This window comes from Anaerofilum hominis (genome assembly GCF_014287275.1).
Lineage (GTDB): Bacteria > Bacillota > Clostridia > Oscillospirales > Ruminococcaceae > Pygmaiobacter > Pygmaiobacter hominis.
This window is the reverse complement of the sequence record NZ_JACONZ010000002.1, coordinates 462,479-481,515: the sequence shown is the minus strand read 5'-3', so window position 1 is coordinate 481,515 and position 19,037 is coordinate 462,479. Positions and strand designations below refer to the sequence as shown.

The 19,037-nt window shown below is 65.1% G+C and carries 12 protein-coding genes; 3 read left to right on the top strand and 9 right to left on the bottom strand.

The window, feature by feature from the left end; all coding sequences use genetic code 11:
* Nucleotides 1–350 precede the first annotated feature (350 nt).
* The 4 genes from H8S23_RS07215 to polA form a co-directional block, all read right to left on the bottom strand.
* Nucleotides 351–989 carry a hypothetical protein gene (locus H8S23_RS07215; protein WP_186887655.1) on the bottom strand — a complete coding sequence of 213 codons (639 nt, stop codon included), beginning with the start codon at nucleotides 987–989 and terminating at the stop codon, nucleotides 351–353.
* A 790-nt stretch (nucleotides 990–1,779) separates the two neighbouring features.
* Complete coding sequence (gene tsaD, locus H8S23_RS07210) at nucleotides 1,780–2,787, bottom strand: tRNA (adenosine(37)-N6)-threonylcarbamoyltransferase complex transferase subunit TsaD (protein ID WP_186887654.1); 1,008 nt, start codon at nucleotides 2,785–2,787, stop codon at nucleotides 1,780–1,782.
* Nucleotides 2,781–3,356, bottom strand: coding sequence for a GNAT family N-acetyltransferase (locus tag H8S23_RS07205; RefSeq protein ID WP_186887653.1), 576 nt, complete (start codon nucleotides 3,354–3,356; stop codon nucleotides 2,781–2,783). Before H8S23_RS07205 ends, tsaD begins: the two co-directional genes overlap by 7 nt.
* Nucleotides 3,356–5,899, bottom strand: a complete 2,544-nt coding sequence (gene polA / locus H8S23_RS07200; RefSeq protein ID WP_186887652.1) for a DNA polymerase I — start codon at nucleotides 5,897–5,899, stop codon at nucleotides 3,356–3,358. The genes H8S23_RS07205 and polA overlap by 1 nt, the downstream gene beginning before the upstream one ends.
* Nucleotides 5,900–6,273: 374 nt before the next feature.
* On the opposite strand from polA, the gene dusB reads away from it, so the two are divergent.
* Entirely contained in the window at nucleotides 6,274–7,242 is a 969-nt protein-coding gene (dusB, locus tag H8S23_RS07195) for a tRNA dihydrouridine synthase DusB (protein WP_243165915.1), read from the top strand.
* Nucleotides 7,243–7,290: 48 nt separating this feature from the next.
* Here dusB and yfbR read toward each other — a convergent pair whose 3' ends face one another.
* Nucleotides 7,291–7,905, bottom strand: a complete 615-nt coding sequence (gene yfbR, locus H8S23_RS07190) for a 5'-deoxynucleotidase (RefSeq protein ID WP_186887651.1) — start codon at nucleotides 7,903–7,905, stop codon at nucleotides 7,291–7,293.
* A 354-nt stretch (nucleotides 7,906–8,259) separates the two neighbouring features.
* On the opposite strand from yfbR, the gene H8S23_RS07185 reads away from it, so the two are divergent.
* Nucleotides 8,260–10,773, top strand: coding sequence for a YfhO family protein (locus H8S23_RS07185; RefSeq protein ID WP_186887650.1), 2,514 nt, complete (start codon nucleotides 8,260–8,262; stop codon nucleotides 10,771–10,773).
* A gap of 4 nt (nucleotides 10,774–10,777) precedes the next feature.
* The gene (locus tag H8S23_RS07180; protein ID WP_186887649.1) at nucleotides 10,778–12,934 is read left to right on the top strand and encodes a Tex family protein; all 2,157 of its coding nucleotides are present in this window, start codon (nucleotides 10,778–10,780) and stop codon (nucleotides 12,932–12,934) included.
* Nucleotides 12,935–13,128: 194 nt separating this feature from the next.
* Here the strand turns inward: H8S23_RS07180 and H8S23_RS07175 are convergent, their stop codons facing one another.
* From H8S23_RS07175 to cas5, 4 genes are read right to left on the bottom strand one after another with little or no spacing between them, the layout of a single operon-like run.
* Entirely contained in the window at nucleotides 13,129–15,285 is a 2,157-nt protein-coding gene (locus H8S23_RS07175; protein WP_186887648.1) for a CRISPR-associated endonuclease Cas3'', read from the bottom strand.
* Entirely contained in the window at nucleotides 15,282–16,154 is an 873-nt protein-coding gene (locus H8S23_RS07170; RefSeq protein ID WP_186887647.1) for a type I CRISPR-associated protein Cas7, read from the bottom strand. Before H8S23_RS07170 ends, H8S23_RS07175 begins: the two co-directional genes overlap by 4 nt.
* On the bottom strand, nucleotides 16,151–18,271 hold the full coding sequence (locus tag H8S23_RS07165) for a hypothetical protein (protein WP_186887646.1): 2,121 nt from the start codon (nucleotides 18,269–18,271) through the stop codon (nucleotides 16,151–16,153). The genes H8S23_RS07170 and H8S23_RS07165 overlap by 4 nt, the downstream gene beginning before the upstream one ends.
* Nucleotides 18,261–18,866 carry a CRISPR-associated protein Cas5 gene (gene cas5, locus H8S23_RS07160; RefSeq protein ID WP_186887645.1) on the bottom strand — a complete coding sequence of 202 codons (606 nt, stop codon included), beginning with the start codon at nucleotides 18,864–18,866 and terminating at the stop codon, nucleotides 18,261–18,263. The genes H8S23_RS07165 and cas5 overlap by 11 nt, the downstream gene beginning before the upstream one ends.
* Nucleotides 18,867–19,037: the final 171 nt, after the last annotated feature.

Genomic DNA, 19,037 nt, shown 5'->3' with positions numbered 1-19,037 from the left:
TTTGAAATCTTTACAAAAACTTAACGCGCGCCCTGCCCCGCCCTTTTTGCGCCGGGGCGGCGGAATGCATTTTTGCGCGCGGCCCCGGCAGCAAAAGATCCCCCGGCCAAAACCGGGGGACCCTGTGCAGGCGGGCAGTCCGCTGCGATACGGGGCCTGCCTGCCGCAGCGCTGTATGGGCTGCCGCCGGGACCAAAACAGGCGGGGCAGCGTGTGGGCAGAGGGCCCTGTACGGCGCTGTGGGAGCCGTGGTGGGGGCCGGGCCGCCGCCGAGCTCCCGGCACGGCGGGATGCTGTTCCCCCGCCAGCCGTCTTTCAGCCCGCTTCCCACTTGCGGCAGAGGGCCCCTCTCAGGGCCTGTGTACAACACGGGCGCGCACGGCCGTGGCGGCGCCCAGCGCCGTGCCCAGCACAAAATAGAGGAAAAAGCAGGCCGCCGCAAGCGCGTTGACAAAACTGCCGGTGCCGCAGGGGCCGAACTGGGAAAAGAAAAATTCTGCAAAACGGCCCGGCCCCCCTGCCAGCACCGCCCCCACCCAGGCGTTCATCGTGAGGGTGAGCGCGCCCGCCAGCAGCGAGAGCAGCGCGGAGCGGAAAAACCAGTTCAGCCCGCGCAGCCGCGTCACCAGCAGCATCGCCCAGACAAAGGCCAGCGGATAGGCGGCGATGGGCAGACCGTAAGGCCGCAGCCATCCGCCCCCTGTGACTGCCTCGCAGGCGGCGAGCAGCAGCAACAGGGACAGGGTCGCCGCAAGGGCGGCCGGCAGCAGCCGGTGTTTTTTCAGCAGAAAGGGAAGGTGAAACACGGAAAAGGCCAGCATCAGAGAACAAAGCACGATCCAGAACCAGGAGAGGCCGCCGCCCGTCGCGAGGTCGCAGATCAGGCAGATCGCCAGCGCGGCGCCGTAAACAGCCGGCAGGACCGCCCGCCAGATCTTCCGCCCGCCGTCGGAAGATTTTCTTCTTATTTTTACCCTGTCGTTTTTCATTTTTTCCTCCGCCTCTGCGTCCGTTTTTTTCAAAAGCCGGCGCACTTGGCCGCCAAGGACCAGCCGGACCATGTTTTCCGCCCTGTCGCCCTGTCCCCCGCCGACATGCAGCGGCCCGGTGCGAAAGCTCCGTCGAGCCGACGCGCGGCGGGCCGGTGTGAAAGCTTCGGCGGGCCGACGCGCGGCGGGCCGGTGTGAAAGCTTCGGCGGGCCGGGATAAAGCAGGTACTCGTGTCCGCGCTCGGGCTGCGCTTCCCGCCCGGCTGCCCTGTCCCCGCCGACACGCGGCGGGCCGGTGCTAAAGCTTCGGCGGTCCGGCGCGAAAGTTCCGCCCGTCCGGGACAAAGCAGGCGCCCGCGCCCGGGCTGTGCCTCCCGCCCGGCCGCCCTGTGCCCGCCGACGCGCGGCGGGCCGGTGCCAAAGCTTCGGCGGTCCTGTCAAAGCAGGCATTCGTATCCGCGCCCGTGCCGCGTTTCCCGTCCGGCCATTCTGCCCCGCCGACATGCGGCGGGTCGGTGCCAAAGCTTCGGCGATCCTGGCAAGGCAGGCGTTCGTGCCCACGCCCGTGCCGCATTTCCCGCTCAGCCATTCTGCCCCCGTCGACACACAGCGGGCCGGTGCCAAAGCTCCGCCGGTCCGGGACAAAGCAGGCGTCCGTGCCCGAGTCCGAGCTGCGCTTCCCGTCCGGCCATTCTGCCCCGCCGACATGCGGCAGGCCGGTGCCAAAGCTTCGGCGATCCTGGCAAGGCAGGCGTTCGCGCCCGCGCTCAGACCGGGACCACGGCCCTTTTTATCGATAGTCGATGGGCAGCGTCGCCAGCCCGTTCAGGTCCGGGCCCGCCCGGCTGCCCGCCAGATACTCATAATATCCCGCCGATGCGATCATGGCCGCATTGTCCCCGCACAGCGGCAGGCTGGGCAGGTACAGCTCTGCGGACAGGGCGGCGCAATCCCGCTCCAGCAGGCTGCGCAGCGCAGCGTTGGCCGCTACGCCCCCGGCGATACAGACCTTTTCGGCCCCGGTCTCCCGTGCGGCCAGCATCAGCTTTTCGGCCAGGATCTCGGTGGCCCGGAACTGAAAGCTGGCCGCCATGTCGGGCACGCTGACCGTCTCCCCCTTCATCCCGGCCTGGTTGACCAGATTCAGCACCGCCGTTTTCAGCCCGGAAAAGCTGACGTCGTACCGTCCCTCCAACCGGGGGGTGGGCAGGCGGTAGGCTTTCGGGTCGCCGCCGGCAGCGGCCTTTGCCACCGCCGGACCTCCCGGATACCCCAGCCCCAGGGTGCGCGCCACCTTGTCGAACGCCTCGCCGGCAGCGTCGTCCACCGTGCGGCCCAGCACCCGGAAACGGGTGTAGTCCAGCACCTGGATGATATGGCTGTGGCCGCCGCTGGCGACCAGACACAAAAAGGGCGGCTTCAGCTGCGGGTGGGTGAGGTAAAGCGCCGCGATGTGCCCGCGCAGATGATGGACCGGCACCAGCGGTTTGCCCGCGGCCAAAGCCAGCCCCTTGGCAAAGTTGACCCCCACCAGTACCCCGCCGATCAGCCCCGGGGCAAAGGTCACCGCCACCGCCTCCAGCTCCCCGGCGCGGACCCCCGCTTCGGCCAGCGCCGCCGCGGCCACCCCGCTGATGGCCTCGATGTGGCGGCGGGAGGCGATCTCCGGCACCACGCCGCCGTAAAGATTGTGTTCAGCGGCCTGGCTGGCCACCACATTGCTGCGCACGGTCCGCCCGTCCTCCACCACCGAGGCAGCGGTCTCATCGCAGCTGGACTCGATCCCCAAGATCAGCATCTTTCACTCTCCCCGCCCGCCCCGTGCCGGCGCGGGCACTCTCCGCTCCCGCTCAGGGCGGCCTTTTTCTCTTTTTCTTCTCTTTGCTCCCCGCCGCCCTTTTCGGGCGCAGGCGCGCTGTCAAAGACGAGCTGCATCGTCTCGCCGTCTTCCCGCGGGGCGCTGAACAGCCCCCGGCGCAGCGCCAGCGGCTCAAAACCCAGCCGGCGGTAAAGCGCCTTTGCGGGTACGTTGGAACAGCGCACCTCCAACAGGCAGCGCGCCGCGCCCTGCCGTCTCAGGTCCGCAAGAGCGCGGCGGAGCAGCGCCGCGCCGAGCCCTTGCCCCCGCAGGGCGCGGGCCACCGCCATCGTCTCCAGCTCCGCCGTGTCCCCCAGCAGGCAGAAGCAGGCAAACCCCGCCGGCGCCCCGTCCTGAAAAACCACAAAGGCCCGGCACTCGGGCTTGTCCAGCTCAGCCTGCAGCTGCGTCGCGGCCCAGGGGTCGGGCGCGTCTGCGTGCAGCGCCGCCAGTGCGGGCACATGCTGCGGCGCAGCCGGCGCAAAGCGCAGCGTCCCGCCGGACGCCATCAGCCCTTTGCCTCGTACCAGGTGCGGCCCCGGTTCACCTCTGCGGTCAGCTTCACCGCCAGATCGGCGGCGCGCTCCATCTCTTCGCCCAGGATCTTTGCCGCCCGGTCCGCTTCCTCTTCGGGCGCTTCCACGATCAGTTCGTCGTGTACCTGCAGCACCAGCCTGGCCGTGAGGCCCTCGGCCTCCAGCCGCTGAAAGACCCGGATCATGGCCAGCTTGATCACATCGGCGGCGGTGCCCTGGATGGGGGTGTTCATGGCCATCCGTTCGCCCAGCGCGCGGATATTGCGGTTGGCCGCAGTCAGCTCCGGCAGGGGGCGGCGGCGGCCGTACAGGGTGGCCACATAGCCTTTTTCCCGTCCATCCTCCACCGTTTTCTCCATATAGTGTTTTACGCCCGAATACTCGGACAGGTAATTTTTGATAAAGGTGTCCGCCTCTTTCACCGAGACCCCCACATCCTTGGCCAGGCTGAACGCCCCGATGCCGTAGACGATGCCGAAGTTGACCGCCTTGGCGCGGGAGCGCAGCTGCGGGGTCACCAGCTCAAAGGGCACCCCGAAAATGCGGCTGGCGGTGGCCCGGTGGATGTCCTCCCCCGCCCCGAACGCGGCCTGCATGTGCTCGTCGCCGCTGATGGCGGCCAGGATGCGCAGCTCGATCTGGCTGTAGTCCGCGTCCAGCAGCACCCGGCCCTGCGGCGCAATGAAGTATTTGCGCAGGCGGCTGCCCAGCTCGGTGCGCACCGGGATATTCTGCAGGTTCGGCTCGCTGGAAGAGATGCGGCCGGTGCGGGTCTCCGTCTGGCTGAACGCCGAGTGGATGCGCCCGTCCGGGCCGATGACCTTCAGCAGCCCCTCCACGTAGGTGGAATTCAGCTTTTGATAAGTGCGGTAGAGCAGGATGTGCTCCACCACCGGGTGCATGCCCCGCAGGGACTCCAGCGTCTCGGCGTTGGTGGACCATCCGCTCTTTGTCTTTTTTCGGGCGGGCAGGCCCAGCTTGCCGAACAAAGCGTCGCCCAGCTGTTTTGTGGAGTTGAGGTTGAACTCGTACCCCACCAGCTCATAGATCTCGGCCAGCTCGGCCTGCAGCACCTGCCTGAGCTCCACGCCGAACTGCTCGATCCCGGCCCGGTCCACCAGGATGCCGGTGACTTCCATGGAGGACAGCACCTCTGAGAGGGGCAGTTCGATCTCTCCCAGCAGCCGGGTCATGCCCTGCTCCTCACAGGCCGCCGCCAGAACGTCGAACAGCGGTTCCAGCACGCCCGCCGCGTCGTCGCCGCAGACAAAGGCGGGCTGGACGCCGTACTCGGCGGCCAGACGCACCGGGTCGTAGCCGCTGGCCGACGGGTTGAGCAGATAAGCGGCCAGCTTGCCGTCAAAGACGATCCCCCTGGCGCGTTTGCCGTGGGAGAGCATCAGCGTGTAGAGCGGCTTTGCGTCAAAAACCCGTTTTTCCGTCTTTTCGTCCGCCAGCAGCGCGAGAAAAGCCGGGTCGCCGGCCTTGGCGGCATACAGTTCCCCGCCCCGGACAATACTGTAGCCGTCCCCGGCGGCGGCAATGGCCACGGGACCTTTCAGCCCCGCGGGCAGCGGCAGCGCCTCCACCCGCGCCGGCGCGGGCGCGTCTGTCTGGGCCGTGGGGGGCGGGGCGGCCGCAGCGCTCTGCTGCAGCCCCAGCTTGTCCAGCAGGCTGACCATTTCCAGCGAGGCCAGCAGCCGTGCGGCCGCAGCCGGGTTGCCGGGGCCGGGCCGGTAGTCCGCCACGTCGTGGGGCACCGGCGCGTCGGTGACGATCTCTGCCAGAAAGCGGCTCATCTCGGCCTGCTCTTTGTCCCGCTCCAGCTTGGCGCGCACCCCCGGCTTGATGGAGGGACTGTCCAGATGCTCGTAGACCCCGGCCAGGGAACCAAACTCGGCGATCAGGGCCAGGGCCGTCTTTTCGCCCACCCCCGCCACGCCGGGGATATTGTCGCTGGCGTCCCCCATCAGGGCTTTCACCTCAATGAGCTGCCGGGGCTCGACGCCGTATTTTTCCCGCACCGCCGCCTCGTCCATGTTGACCGTGACGCTGCGGCCCATCTGGGTGGAGGCCAGCAGCACCCGCGTGCCGGGCGCCACCAGCTGCAGCGAATCCCGGTCGCCGGTGGCGATGACGCACTCGTCCCCGTCCGCTGCGCAGTCGGCGGCGAGGGTGCCCAGGATGTCGTCCGCCTCAAACCCCTCCGCCGTGACGATCTTGTAGCCCAGGTCCGTCAGCAGCTCTTTGAGCAGCGGCATCTGCTGGGCCAGTTCCTCCGGCATGCCCTTGCGGGTGCCCTTATAGTTGTCGTACCGCTTGTGGCGGAAAGTCGGCTTTGGCAGGTCGAACGCCACGGCCACCCCGTCCGGCTTTTCATCGGCCAGCAGCTTGAGCAGGATATTCATAAACCCCACAAGGCCGTTGGTGTACCGCCCGTCTTTGGTGGTGAGCAGTTTGATGCCGTAAAAGGCGCGGTTGACGATGCTGTTTCCGTCGATCGCGAGAAGTTTCAATGGGCTGCGCCCCCCTTGTCTGTACAATTTTTTCGCGGGCCCCGGCGCTTTTTCAAGCGCCGCCTGCCGCCACGGGTGTGCGGGCGCGACGGGCAGGTGCGCCGCCCGCCGCGTTTGAGCAAGGCGGCGTTTCGCGGCACGGCGTTCCGCAGAGCGGCGCAGGGCGCTGCCGCGCATCAAAAAGCCTGCCGCCCGCCGCGCGCCGGCCCTGGACAGCAGCCTGCCGCGCACAGATCGTGTCCCGATCGCTTTGCGGTTATTATACCACAGGACGGAATTTTATGGTACAATGATTTGACCGCCCCGCGCGCCGCGGCCCCTGTTTAGTATGCGGCGCCCGCGGGTGCAAAAATCCATCTCAGGGAGAACTTCTTTTGAAATTTAAAACTCTTTCCATCGGCCCGGGCGCGGCCTTTGCGCCGATGGCGGGCCTTTCGGACGCCAGCGCCCGGCGGCTGATGGCGTCTTACGGCGCGGCGTACACGGTCAGCGAAATGGTCAGCGCCAAAGCGCTGTGCTACGGCGACAAAAAAACCGCCGCGCTGCTGCGCGGCGGCGGGGGCGGCGCCCCTTTCGGCATCCAGCTCTTCGGCAGCGAGCCGGAGATCATGGCCCAGGGGGCGGTGCTGGCGCTGAAATACCGCCCTGATTTCATCGACATCAACATGGGATGTCCCGCCCCCAAGATCACCGGCGGCGGCGCGGGCAGCGCGCTGATGCGCGACCCGGCCCTTTGCGGGCGCCTCGTGGAAGCCGTCGCAAAAGCCGTGGACCTGCCCGTCACCGTGAAGATGCGCAAGGGCTGGGACGACAGCGCCGTCACCTGCGTGGAAACGGCCAGGCGCTGCGAGGCGGCGGGGGCCGCCGCCATCGCCCTGCACGGGCGCACGCGGGAGCAGATGTACACCCCGCCCATCGACCCGGGCTGCATCGCGGCGGTAAAAGCGGCCGTGTCGGTGCCGGTGATCGGAAACGGCGATGTGACCAGCGCCGCAGAGGCCCTGGCCCTGCTGGAACAGACCGGCTGCGACGCGGTGATGATCGGGCGCGGCGCGCTGGGCAGCCCCTGGCTGTTCGCCGAGGTGAAAGCCGCCCTTGCCGGCGAGCCGCTGCCGCCCCGGCCCGGCCTGCGCCAGCGCATGGCGGTGATGTGCCGCCAGCTTTACAGCATGTGCGAAGAAAAGGGAGAGGAAGCCGCCATGCGGCAGGCCCGCACCCAGGCGCCCTATTATATGAAAGGCCTGCGCGGCGCGGCGCAGCTGCGCCGCGCCGCCTGCGGCCTCACGGTCTACCGCGACGCCGAAGCGCTGGCGCGCCTGGCGCTGGAGCTGAACGGGGGGTGACCCGGGCGCAGGCCCGGCCGGCGCAAAAGCCGCGTTTCGGCCCGCGCCTCATTCTTCACCGGCGGCCGCGTCCTCCCTTGAGGCCAGCTCGTCCAGCGTGCAGGTATAGGCGGGCAGCAGCCGCTCGATAAAATAATCCGCTTCCGGCAGCTGCAGGGCGGCGAGATACTCCCGCTGGGCCCGGGCGGCGCTCTCAAACTCGAGGTTGCCGCCCTGCCGCTCCTCGACGCACTTGATGAGAGCCGACAGCTTGTCCGCGGCCTTGAGGATGCGTTTTTCCCGCTCCGTCATGCCGTCGCCGCAAAGCGCCCTGCGCATACTTTCCCGGACCTCCGGGGGCGCCAGGGCGGACAGCCGCTCTTCCGCCTCCCGCTCCAGCGCTTTATAGGCGTTTTTCAGCTCGTCGTTGTTGTACTTGACCGGGGTGGGCAGATCCCCGGTGAGGATCTCGGAGGCGTCGTGGTAGAGCGCCGCCACCGCCACCCGCTCCGGCGAGACGGGGGCGGAAAAGCGGTCCCGCGCCAGCAGCGCCAGCAGATGCGCCAGCTGGGCCGTCTCGGCGGTGTGCTCGGCCAGATTCTCCTGCCGGGCGGCCCGCATCAGCCCCCAGCGCGCGATATATCTCATCCGTGAAAGCAGCGCGGAAAACGGATAAACAGTCATCAGACATCCTCTTTTCTTTCTTCTCTTGCATTTTTTCAGCTTCACCCGCGGCCCGCGCGGGGGACGGTGCGGGATAAAATGTGAAAATTGGCGGCGGCGCGTCTGTTTTTCCGCCCAAAACTCGTTACTAAAGTCAAGGGGCCTTTTGCGGCGGGCCGCCGACCGCCGTCTTCTGCGGCGGCAGGGCTCCCGGCCCGCCGGGAACAGCGCGGCGCTCTTCCGCGTTCCCCGCTGCCCTGCCCGGCGCGAAAGCCCCGGCACTTTCTGTCCCGCAGCAGGTCTTGGAACTATTATAGAGGGCCCGCGCCCTCTGCGCAAGCACTGCGCGGCCCACATCTTTTTGGAGGGGATCATTTGGAACACAGCCTGCAAAACAAACCGCGTCAACGGCATCCGGCTCTGTTGGCGTTCTGCGTCTCGGTGCTGGCTGCGCTGGCGCTCTTTCTGCCGTTCCTCGTCATCGACAAGGGATTCTTTTTGTACTGCGGCGACTTCAACAGCCAGCAGATCCCGTTTTACCAGTATTGCCAGCAGTTTGTAAAGTCCGGGGGCGGGGCGTTCAGCTGGGCCACCGACCTGGGCAGCGGCTTTTTGAACACCTATTCTTTCTATAATCTCGGCTCGCCGTTTTTCTGGCTGTCCTGCCTGCTGCCCAACCGCTGGCTGCCCTACGCCATGGTGCCCCTGCTCTGCCTCAAATTCGGGGTGGGGGGCCTGGGCGCTTATCTCTATATGCGCCGCTATACCCGGTCGGCCAACGCCGCCCTGATCGGCAGCGCGCTGTTCACCCTTTCGGGCTGGGGCGTATACAATATCTTTTTCAACCATTTCATCGACTGCATGGTGCTGTTCCCATTTTTGCTCGCGGCGCTGGACTGCTATATCTACGACAAACAGCGCGCGGTGCTGCCGCTGGCCATCGCCGTCAACCTGCTGAACAATTATTTCTTTTTTCTCGGCGAGGCGCTCTTTTTGGCCCTCTACTTTTTCATCAAGCTGGCCGCAAAGGACTACCGGCTCAGCCTGCGGGAGTTTTTCCGCCTCGCTTTCGAGGTGGTCCTGGGCTGCCTGCTGGGCTGCCTGCTGATCTTCCCCGCCGCGGCCAGCCTGCTGAACAACCCGCGCACCGACAGTTATGCCAACGGCTACGGCATGCTGCTCTACGGCCGGGTCCAGCAGTACTTCGCCATCCTGCGCAGCCTTTTCGTACCCCCTGACCCGCCCTATCTGCCCGGCATTTACAGCGAGGCCACCGTCAAATGGACCAGCATGTCCGGCTACCTGCCGCTGGCCGGCATGGCCGGGGTGCTGGCCTGGTGCCGCGCCCGCCGCGGCTCGCCCCACAGGCGGATCCTCGCCGTTTGTCTGGTGATGGCGCTGGTGCCCATCCTCAACTCCTCTTTTTACGCGTTCAACTCCAGCTATTACGCCCGCTGGTATTACATGCCGGTGCTGCTGATGGCGCTGGCCACCGCAAACGCACTGGAGGACGCCGACGTGGACCTTGTGGGCGGCATCCGGCTCGCGGCGCTGCTCACCGCGGCTTTCGCCGTCTTTGGCCTGGTGCCCGCCAAGGAGGACGACCACTGGAAACTGGGCGTGGCGGACAACGCCGCCCAGTTCTGGCTGACCCTGCTGCTGGCCCTGCTGGGCCTGCTGATCTTTTACTGCATCGTCACCTGGCACCGGGGCCGCCGCCGCTTTGCGCCGCTGATGCTGGCTGCGGTGCTGGGCTTTGGCGTCGTCAACGGCATCATCCATCTCTCCATCGGCAAGTTCCCGCAGTGGGACAACGACGCCCGCTACAAGCTGCAGAACTACGACGTCGTGGAACAGATCGAACTGCCCGACGACCGCTTTTACCGCATCGACACCTACAGCTGCTACGACAATCTGGGGCTGTTTCTCGACCGCCCCTGCATCCGCTGCTTCAACAGCACCGTGACCCCCAGCATCCTGCAGTTTTATCCCGAGGTGGGGGTCAAGCGGGACGTCTCCTCCAAGCCGGAACTGGAACTGTACGCCCTGCGCGGGCTGCTGAGCGTGGAATATCTGCTGATGCCGGCGGACAGCCAGGCGGATTTTCTGGCCGAGGACGCCCAGACCGGCTTTGTCTTTGACGGCCTCACCGGCGACGGCGTCTATGCCCGCTATCGCAACGAGAACGCCGTGCCCATGGGCTTCACCTACGATTACTATGTACTGCCCGACGCCGTGGACAAGGTGTCCAAAGAAAAGCGCGGCAGCCTGTACCTGCGGGCGATCGGCCTCAGCGAAGAGCAGGCCGCGCAGTACGGGCAGGGCCTGCAGCCCCTGCCCGAGGCCCGGACGGGCGGCTTTTCCTACGAGAGCTATGTGCAGGACTGCGCCGACCGGCGCGCGGCGGCCTGCAGCAGCTTTGCCGCCACGCGGGACGGCTTTACCGCTTCCATCACGCTGGACAGGGACAATCTGGTCTTTTTCTCAGTCCCCTACGACGAGGGCTTTTCCGCTCTGGTCAACGGCGAGGAGGCCGAGGTGCTGAACGTGGACGGCGGGCTGATCGCCATCCCGGCGGGGGCGGGCACAAATGAGATCGTGCTGACCCTGACGCCCAAATGGCTGCCGCTCTCCTCCGCCCTCACCGCCGCCGGCGTCCTGCTGTATGCGGGCTATCTGGGCTTCACGCTGCTGCGCCGGCGCCGGGACGGCCCGCTGCCCGGCCGCTTTGTGCCGCTGGAGACGGCGGCCTGCCGCCCCAGCGCCCTGTGGGACGGCATGGAGGAAAACGAACAGCTAACGCTGGCGGAGGAGAGCGCCGCCCCCGGCTGCCCGCCCGACGCCGACCGGCCGGAGCAGGCCCCGGAACATCCCAAAGAAAGCGAGTGACCCCATGGACTTCGTAAAAACGCTGGCGGGCGAATTTGACACCCGCCCGGAATATGTGCAGAACATCATCGCCCTGATCGACGAGGGCAACACCATCCCCTTTATCGCCCGCTACCGCAAGGAGCAGACCGGCAGCATGGACGACCAGGTCCTGCGCGAGCTGGACGAGCGGCTGGCCTATCTGCGCGGGCTGGAGCGCCGCAGGGCCGAGGTGGCGGCCTCCATCGAAGAGCAGGGCAAGCTGACTGCGGAGCTGCGGGCCGCGCTGGACGCAGCCGCCACGCTGGCCCAGGTAGAGGACCTTTACCGCCCCTATAAGCCCAAGCGCCGGACCCGCGCCGGCGTTGCGCGGGAGCGCGGCCTTGAGCCGCTGGCGCAGCTGATCTTCGCCCAGCAGGGGGCTGTGCCCGCCCTGGAAGCCGCCGCCTCCTATGTGGATGCGGACAAGGGCGTGGAGAGCGCCGAAGCCGCCCTGGCGGGCGCGCTGGACATCATCGCCGAGGACCTGAGCGACGACGCGCGCCTGCGCGGCCTGCTGCGGGGCTTCACCTTTCACACCGGCATCATCGCCAGCCGGGCGGCCACAGAGGAAGACAGCGTCTACGCCCAGTATTACGACTTTCGCGAGCCCGCCTCCAAGATCGCCGGTCACAGGGTGCTGGCGCTGGACCGGGGCGAGCGGGAAAAATTTTTGAAGGTCTCGGTGGAGGTGGACGCCGAACAGGCCGTCGGCCTGATCGCCGCCTCCGCCGTAAAGGGCAAGGGCGAATACAGCGCGCTGGTGGCCCGGGCGGCGGCGGACGCCTACGGGCGGCTGATCGCCCCCTCGCTGGAGCGGGAACTGCGCGCCACCCTCACCCAGCAGGCCGCCGAGGGCGCCATCAAAGTGTTCAGCGACAACCTGCGCCAGCTGCTGCTGCAGCCGCCCATCAAGGGCAAGGTCGCCCTGGGGATGGACCCCGGCTACCGCATGGGCTGCAAGCTGGCGGTAGTGGACGCCACCGGCAAGGTGCTGACCACCACCGTCATCTACCCGGTGCCGCCCCACAGCAAGGTGGAGCAGGCCAAGGACGTGGTCAAAAAGCTGATCCGCACCTATGGGGTGGAGATCATCGCCATCGGCAACGGCACCGCGGGCCGGGAGACCGAGATGTTCGCCGCCGAAGTGCTGCGCGAGCTGGGCGGCGGCGTGTCCTATATGGTGGTCAGCGAGAGCGGCGCGTCGGTGTATTCCGCCTCCAAACTGGCCGCCGAGGAGTTTCCCGATTTTGACGTGAACGTGCGCAGCGCGGTGAGCATTGCCCGCCGCCTGCAGGACCCGCTGGCCGAGCTGGTCAAGATCGACCCCAAGGCGGTGGGGGTGGGCCAGTATCAGCACGACATGCCGCAGGCGCGGCTGGACGAGGCGCTGGCAGGCGTGGTGGAATCCTGCGTGAACACAGTGGGGGTGGACCTGAACACCGCCTCTGTGCCGCTGCTCTCCCATGTGGCCGGCATCACCCGCACCACCGCAAAAAACATCGTGGCCCGCCGCGAGGCCGAGGGCCCTTACCAGAACCGCCGCGAGCTGCTCAAGGTGCCCAAACTGGGCCCCAAAGCCTTTGAACAGTGCGCGGGCTTTCTGCGGCTGCCGGGCGCCCGGGAGCCGCTGGACGCCACCGCCGTCCACCCCGAAAGTTACGCCGCCGCCAGAGGACTGCTGGCCCACTGCGGCTTTTCCGAGGCGGACATCGGCACCCCGGCGCTGGACGAGCGGATGCGCGCCTGCGGCCGCGGCCGCCTGGCGGAGGAACTGGGCGTGGGCCTGCCCACCCTGGCCGATATCGCGGCCGAGCTGCGCCGCCCCGGCCGCGACATGCGCGACGGGCTGCCAAAGCCGCTGCTGCGCACCGACGTGATGAGCATGGAGGACCTGAAGCCCGGCATGGAGCTCACCGGCACGGTGCGCAACGTCATCGATTTCGGCGCCTTTGTCGACATCGGCGTGCATCAGGACGGACTGGTCCACATCAGCCAGATCTCCAACAAGTACATCAAGCACCCCAGCGAGGCGCTGAAGGTGGGCGACGTGGTGACGGTGTGGGTGCTCAGCGTGGACACCGCCAAAAAGCGCATCGGCCTGACCATGAAAAAGCCCCGGGAGGCGCAGAAAAAGGCATGACGAAAAACAGAGGGACCGCATCCGGGTGGATGCGGTCCCTCTGTTTTTATCGGATCCAAAACCCGCTTTCTGTTTTTGAGACGGCGGTCCCGCCGCACCTGTCCCGCGCGGCCGGGACCGCAGCGGCGTCCGCCGCCCACAGCAATGCCAAAGGGCAGCTGCCGCCGTTTTGACCCGCCGCTTTTGCCGCCGCGTTATACCAGGCTTTTCCTGTACCCCAGAAAAGAGTCGTACTGCGTGCAGTCCAGTACCGGCAGTTCCTCCTCCGGCAGGCCGAGCTTTTTGCACGCGCTCAAAGGGATCTCCACGCTCCCGCGCTGGAGTTCCCGCGGGGAGATCTTCTCCCCGCAGCGCAGCCGTTCCGCAAGCCGCGGGCTGGCGACCGCAGTGATCGTGGCCTCGTCGATCACGCGAAACTCTTTTGCGACGGTCGAGAACTGTTTCTGCTGTTCCTCTTTGCAGACCGCCTCAGACAGCTGGCCGCTTATCTGGACCTCTTTTCGGAAAGCACTTGTCACAGCCTGCGCCGTCGTAAGCGCCGGCAGTTCCCCGGCGCCGATCATGTTCGAAAAGATCTTTGCGGATGCCTCAAACGCCCGGTTTGCGGAAAAAGCGTCGTCCACCACCTTAAACACATCTAAAAACGCATCCTCATATCTCTTTTCATGATAGCGCCGGACACGGCCCGCAAGCTGAAGATAGGCGGCCAACGACCTGAGCTCGCAAAAGCCATAGTGAAAGGAAAGGTTCAGCCCGCATTCCACGCAGCTTGTCGCCACCAGCACCCAATCCTCTTTTTGAGGGTGTTCGGGGTCCAGCCGTCCCCTGACCTCCCCGATCGTTTTTTCTTTGTCCTCCGGGGTAAGGGCGGACGACAGGTGCAGGGTGTCCACGCCGCTTTCCCTCAGGTATTTTGCAAAGGCCGCCGCGGACTGGACCGTATTCAGCACCACGATCTTGGAGCCGTGAAACGACCCGATATGGGCCGCGAGCGCAGCCGCGCCCTCAAAGTCATGGATCGTCCCGCTCCATGCCCCCAAAGCGATCCGCGACCGCTCAAATGCCCCCAGGGCCTCCGAAACGGCCTGCGGCAGGATCGGCGCCGCCCTTTGCTGGGACAGCTTTTGAAACGCGGGCTCGTCCCAAAAGCGGACCGCCGTCGCGGAACACATACAGATCCGGCATCCCCAGCTGCCGGCCAGCTCCGTCAGCCATTTCCAGGCCGGGAGCATGTGCTTGACCGGCAGCGCGGCATGGTACTCGTCCAGAATAATTCCGCTTCCCGGCAGCTGGTGCAGCTTTCGCAGTCTGGCCGGCAGGTTCCCGGCCAGCGTCTCAAAGAACTGGACGGCCGTTGTGACCACGATCGGCGCCGTCCATGCCGCGGCAAGACGGCGGAGCCGGGGGCTCTCGAAATCCGCCTGATGATGGTGCTCCGCCACGATCTCCTGCCCATCTTCTCCGTCCAGGACGATCGCTTCCCTCAGCACCGCCACCGTCTGCGAGATGATATTGGTATACGGCAGGACGATGAAGATGCGCCGAAGCCCCGCTTCCTGCGCCGTTTTCAGCATATAGGCCAAAACGGCGGTCGTTTTTCCCGTGCCGACCGGGCTGTCGCAGCAGGTGATCTCCTGCCCCGTCGGGGCGTTTCGGCAGCTTTCATAAAACTCCCTGCGCAGCCGGTTTTGCGGGGACTGCGGGCATCCGCTTTTGCGGGAGAGCCCCTCCACATACTGATCCAGCTTTCGCCGTCGCTCCTCCCATCTCGGCTGGGGCAGCGGGTGGGATCCCCCGCCCGTATCGGAATAGTCGGCGTCCACCAGGCAGCTCAGCAAAAACCGGTATCCCAGCGCCGACAGCTTTTGCTGCGTGTTTTCCTCCGCGCCTTTTGGCCCGCCGGCCGCCTGCGCATGCAGTGTGAGATAATCCTGCAGATGCGCCTCGCTGTCCGCCATGGCCGTCGGAAAACGAAACGGCGCCCCGGCCGTCTTCTGCGCGGGGATATCGGGAAGCCCCGGCCGGTGATGCGCATAGACCAGCGTTGCGGCCGGCCGCTCCGCCTCGTCGCCCAGCAGCAGTTTCACGCCCGCGTCTCTGTGCTCCACCGGCAGCCGCCCCGCCTTTTTCTCTCCGTGAAGGACTTTCTGATTTTCCTCGTTGAGCTTGCCGAGATCGTGATATTCCGCGGCAGACGCCAAGATCGCGCGGTATTGCCCCGCGTTTTCCTCTGAGAGATAGGGGGCGATCGCCGCGAGATCGGCCTGCGCCTTTTCCACCACGCCGCGGATATGGTCCCCATAGGTCTGTTCGCGCCTTTCGCCCCCGGCGCTATGGGCCAGCAGCGTCACAGGGCTTCCATCAGGTCTCTGACCGGCGCGGTCTTTCCGGCCAGGCTCTTATTGAGCTGCGCAATGCTGCGCTGGAGCGCTTTTTCATCGTAGTCCCTCCACGACGCGGCGGGCCCGGCCGCGCCGTCGGCCCTCACGGGGGTCAGTGCCTCGAGGATGCGGAAATCATTGTAGGTGCCGCGGGCGCGATCGTGCTCGACATAAAACGCATAGCGGATATCCACCTGGGGGCGCACATAAGAAGCGGTCTCTTTATACGCGTGGGGGATCAGCCGCAGCAGCAGCTCGATATCCTTTGAGGTGCAGTTGGTCTTGCACGCCGCCGTGGCATTGATAAAAAACGGCATCGCATACAGCCCGTAGGAGACCACCCGAAAAGAGAGCGGGGCCATCCCCTTTGTTTTATCCTCTTCGACGGGAAGCACCTTTGTGGTCGTCATCCGCTCGATCCTGACCGGGTCCAGCGATACCCCCAGACCAAATTGGACTACCCCGGAGGAAATAAAAGACCCCTTTTCCCCGTTTTCCTCTTCCAGAAAAGTGGTGCCGAACACACGGACGTCCCAGTACCTGTCCAATAATTCCCGGGAGGAAAGCGCGCGCACGTCCGCTCTTTTCGTGGCCTTGCTCTCCAGAATGTCAAACGCTGCTTCCGGGAGGTCCAGCTCCCGCGAGAGCTCTTTCCAGACAGGGCCGTCCTTGGCCGCCACAAGATCGCGCAGTTTGCGCTTGAACGACACCGGGGAGATCTCGCCCCGTCCGTCCTGCCGGGTGCGCGGGTCGCTTTCGCGGTCAGGGTCTCCGTTTGGATTTGAGTTCGTCACGTCGATCAAAAGAAGCCCTGTTCCCCTGTTGATGAATCCGTTCATTTTTTCTCCTCCTTTTCACTGTCGTCGGCCGTGTTTTTCTTCTCGTACGGGATGGCCGAGAGATATCCCAGCAGCACCTGCGCCTGCTCTGCCGGGCCGAACTGCCGGGGCAGTTCCTGCTGGGCGATCTTCAGGCTGATCTCCTCAAAGCGCGCCAGGATCCACTTTGCCAGCCCGGAATCTTTCCCCGTGGCGGTGCCGGCCCAGGCCAGATAAATTTTCATGCGCTCCCGCAGGCGGTTCAGCCCTTCCACCGGGTCCTCTGCGGCGACCGCCAGCATCTCGTTCCCCATCAGACAGGTGGGGAGAGGCGCGGCTTTGTTGCCGCCGTTTCGCACCTGAATGCAATATTCCCGGTGCAGCAGGTCCGCAAGTTTTAAAAATTGTCCGATATTGAACGCGGCGTCCAGCATATAGGTCTCCTTTCTGATCTTCCTGAAATAAAGCAGGATCGAGAGCAAAGCGACAAATCCGGCGGCGCAGTCCGCCCGGGCCAGCGACGGCTTCGCGGACGGGAGGGCGTATTCACGGGTGAGCTGACACCCGATATCTCCCAGCAAAAGCAGGGATCTGCGCACCGTCAGCTCCAAAAACCGGTCGATCAGTTCCTCCGACCGCTCTTCTTCCTCTGCGGGCATGTAAAGGCGATAGATCTCCTGAAGCGAAGCGGCACTCTGCCCTCCCGGCTTGGAGGCGCCGGAGCGGGTATACCAGACTTTCAGCAGCCGGCAGATCTCCATCGGCCCCGGGCAGGCCCGGCCGACCTCTCTGGTCCCGCCTTTTTCCCGTATCCTGATCTCGACAGGGGGGCAGTTTTTTGACGCCGCATCCCAGGCGAGGATGTTTTCACACAGCCGCTTTGCGGTGAGGGAAGTCTCGTAGGCGACCTGTTTGCGCCCCGGGTCCAGCGTCTCCAAAAGGATCAGGTTCACCCTGGCCTGACTGTTCTTTTGCAGGACGTCCTCCACGTTCCCCAAAACCTGCCGGCAAAGCGCCTCGTAAACGGCCTCCGCCGTCTCCCGCAACTCGTCCGGGCCGTCATACCCGGACGGGTCGCCCAGGATCCGGGCCAGACAGGCGTTGTTCTGCGGATCGTCGGGCAGGTAGGCCAGCAGTAGATCGGTGCCGTCCCGGTTGCTGTCGATCATGGCGCGCCAGGACTTGCCGTTTCGGGACTCCTGCGTCAAAAACGCCAGCGCGTCGCTGATCGCGCTGATCTCCGCCTTTCCCGTCTGAAACGCATCCGCGCCGGAAAGCGCATACCGTGTCAGACAGGGGACGTCGGCCTTTTTGGAATAGAGATAAGTCAGGCCCAACAGGGGGAGATTGGGGTTTGGATATTTGTCCCCCACCGCCTCGCTTTCGCGGCCGGACAGCGGCGAGACGATGCATTTGCCCGGCTGTGCCGGCGCGGCGGCGTTGAGGGCTTTCACCAGGGCCTGCCGCGTCTGCTCCGAGGCGACCAGGTTGTCCATCTCCTCCGACGGCGGCAGGTCAAAATAGAGCATGCAGCCGGACACAAATTTTTGCGTTTTGGCGTCCCGGGAGCCGGTCAGCAGCCTTTTGAAAAAGTCGAGCAGCTCCGGCTGCTGACAGAACATGGCCTGGCTTTTCACCAGAGCGGCGGCCCGCTGGACAAAATCCGCCCTGCTATCCTCACCGGGAAACAGGCGGATCAGTTTTTTGAGCGCCGCAAGTTCCCGCTCTTGACTTTTTATCACGGGCTGCAATTTTTGAAGCGTCCATTCCGACATCCTGATCTCAGTGCAGTCTGGGTTCGCTGCCGTGCAGTCCAGCGCGGACAGCATGCCGGTGCGCTCTGTGAGACGCGCCTTGGCCCAGGGAAAGGCCGCCATCCTCTCGCTTTGGCTCAGGGGCAGCAGGGGGTGCTGCAGCCGAATTGCCGGGAAGCTGTTGTGGTTTCCCTTGCTGTGCTTCCAGAGCGCCGCCGTCTGCTGTTTTTCCAGCCAGCGCAGGCCGCAGGGCAGCCCGTCCTCTCCAAGCTCGAAAACAAGGCAGTCGTATTTGCCCATCCTGCCGACGTCCGGGTGGGTCGTCGGCTGCAAAAGTCCGTGCCGCTCCAGAGACCTGCTGAGTTCATACAGCTCATTGATCAAAAAACATCACTCCCCCCCGAATCTCCACATTCTGCAAAAAGCGCGGGGCCACCTTGCCGTCCGTGGGGCGGTCATACATGGCCGACAGCATGGAGGGGATGACCAGGTTGATCGCGGCGTCAGGGGCGGTGAAATCGCGCAGCGGGCCGAAATAGGACGGCGTGAACTCCTTAAGGCCCAGAAACGGCGTGACAAACAGCGCGCCGGCCTGCAGGCGGCGCTGAAAGACAGCCTGCAGCCTGTGCTGCGGATTTTCGCCGTGCCGCGGCGGCTCGTAGGCTTTGACGACGCCGTACACCTTGTAGCAGACATTTTCCAGCACGGTGGAAAACAGCTGAAAATTGGGCTTTCCGCTTTTTCGCAGCGGGCCCCGGTAGTTGGTGGAATACTTGTGGAACACGATAGGCGAACAGATCTCCACTTTCTGCGGTTCAAAATAGGCTGTCTTGGACATCGCCACACTTTCAAACATGCTTTTGAGCGACGATCTTGTCGGGGCCGGGTAGGACACCGGGGAAGACCCGGTATCCGGCCTTGTGAACATCGCCGCAGGGCCGGCGATCTCAAAGGACACGGGGTATGCTTTTTCAACCATAAAATCACTCCTTTCGCGGCAGGCAGCCGCTGCTTTTTTCCATGCGGATGATCTTGTCTGCGCCGTCGTCAGACATAGTTGTTCTTATAAATTCATTTCTTTGTTTTGTAATTTTATTTTATAGTAATCCTTATAGATACACTTGTCAAGATATTTTTCTTGTGTTATAGT

Coding starts and splice junctions, on each gene's coding strand:
- yfbR (WP_186887651.1), bottom strand. CDS start 7,905: ATGACTGTTTATCCGTTTTCCGCGCTGCTTTCACGGATGAGATATATC.
- cas5 (WP_186887645.1), bottom strand. CDS start 18,866: ATGGTTGAAAAAGCATACCCCGTGTCCTTTGAGATCGCCGGCCCTGCG.
- H8S23_RS07215 (WP_186887655.1), bottom strand. CDS start 989: ATGAAAAACGACAGGGTAAAAATAAGAAGAAAATCTTCCGACGGCGGG.
- H8S23_RS07180 (WP_186887649.1), top strand. CDS start 10,778: ATGGACTTCGTAAAAACGCTGGCGGGCGAATTTGACACCCGCCCGGAA.
- tsaD (WP_186887654.1), bottom strand. CDS start 2,787: ATGCTGATCTTGGGGATCGAGTCCAGCTGCGATGAGACCGCTGCCTCG.
- H8S23_RS07170 (WP_186887647.1), bottom strand. CDS start 16,154: ATGAACGGATTCATCAACAGGGGAACAGGGCTTCTTTTGATCGACGTG.
- H8S23_RS07205 (WP_186887653.1), bottom strand. CDS start 3,356: ATGGCGTCCGGCGGGACGCTGCGCTTTGCGCCGGCTGCGCCGCAGCAT.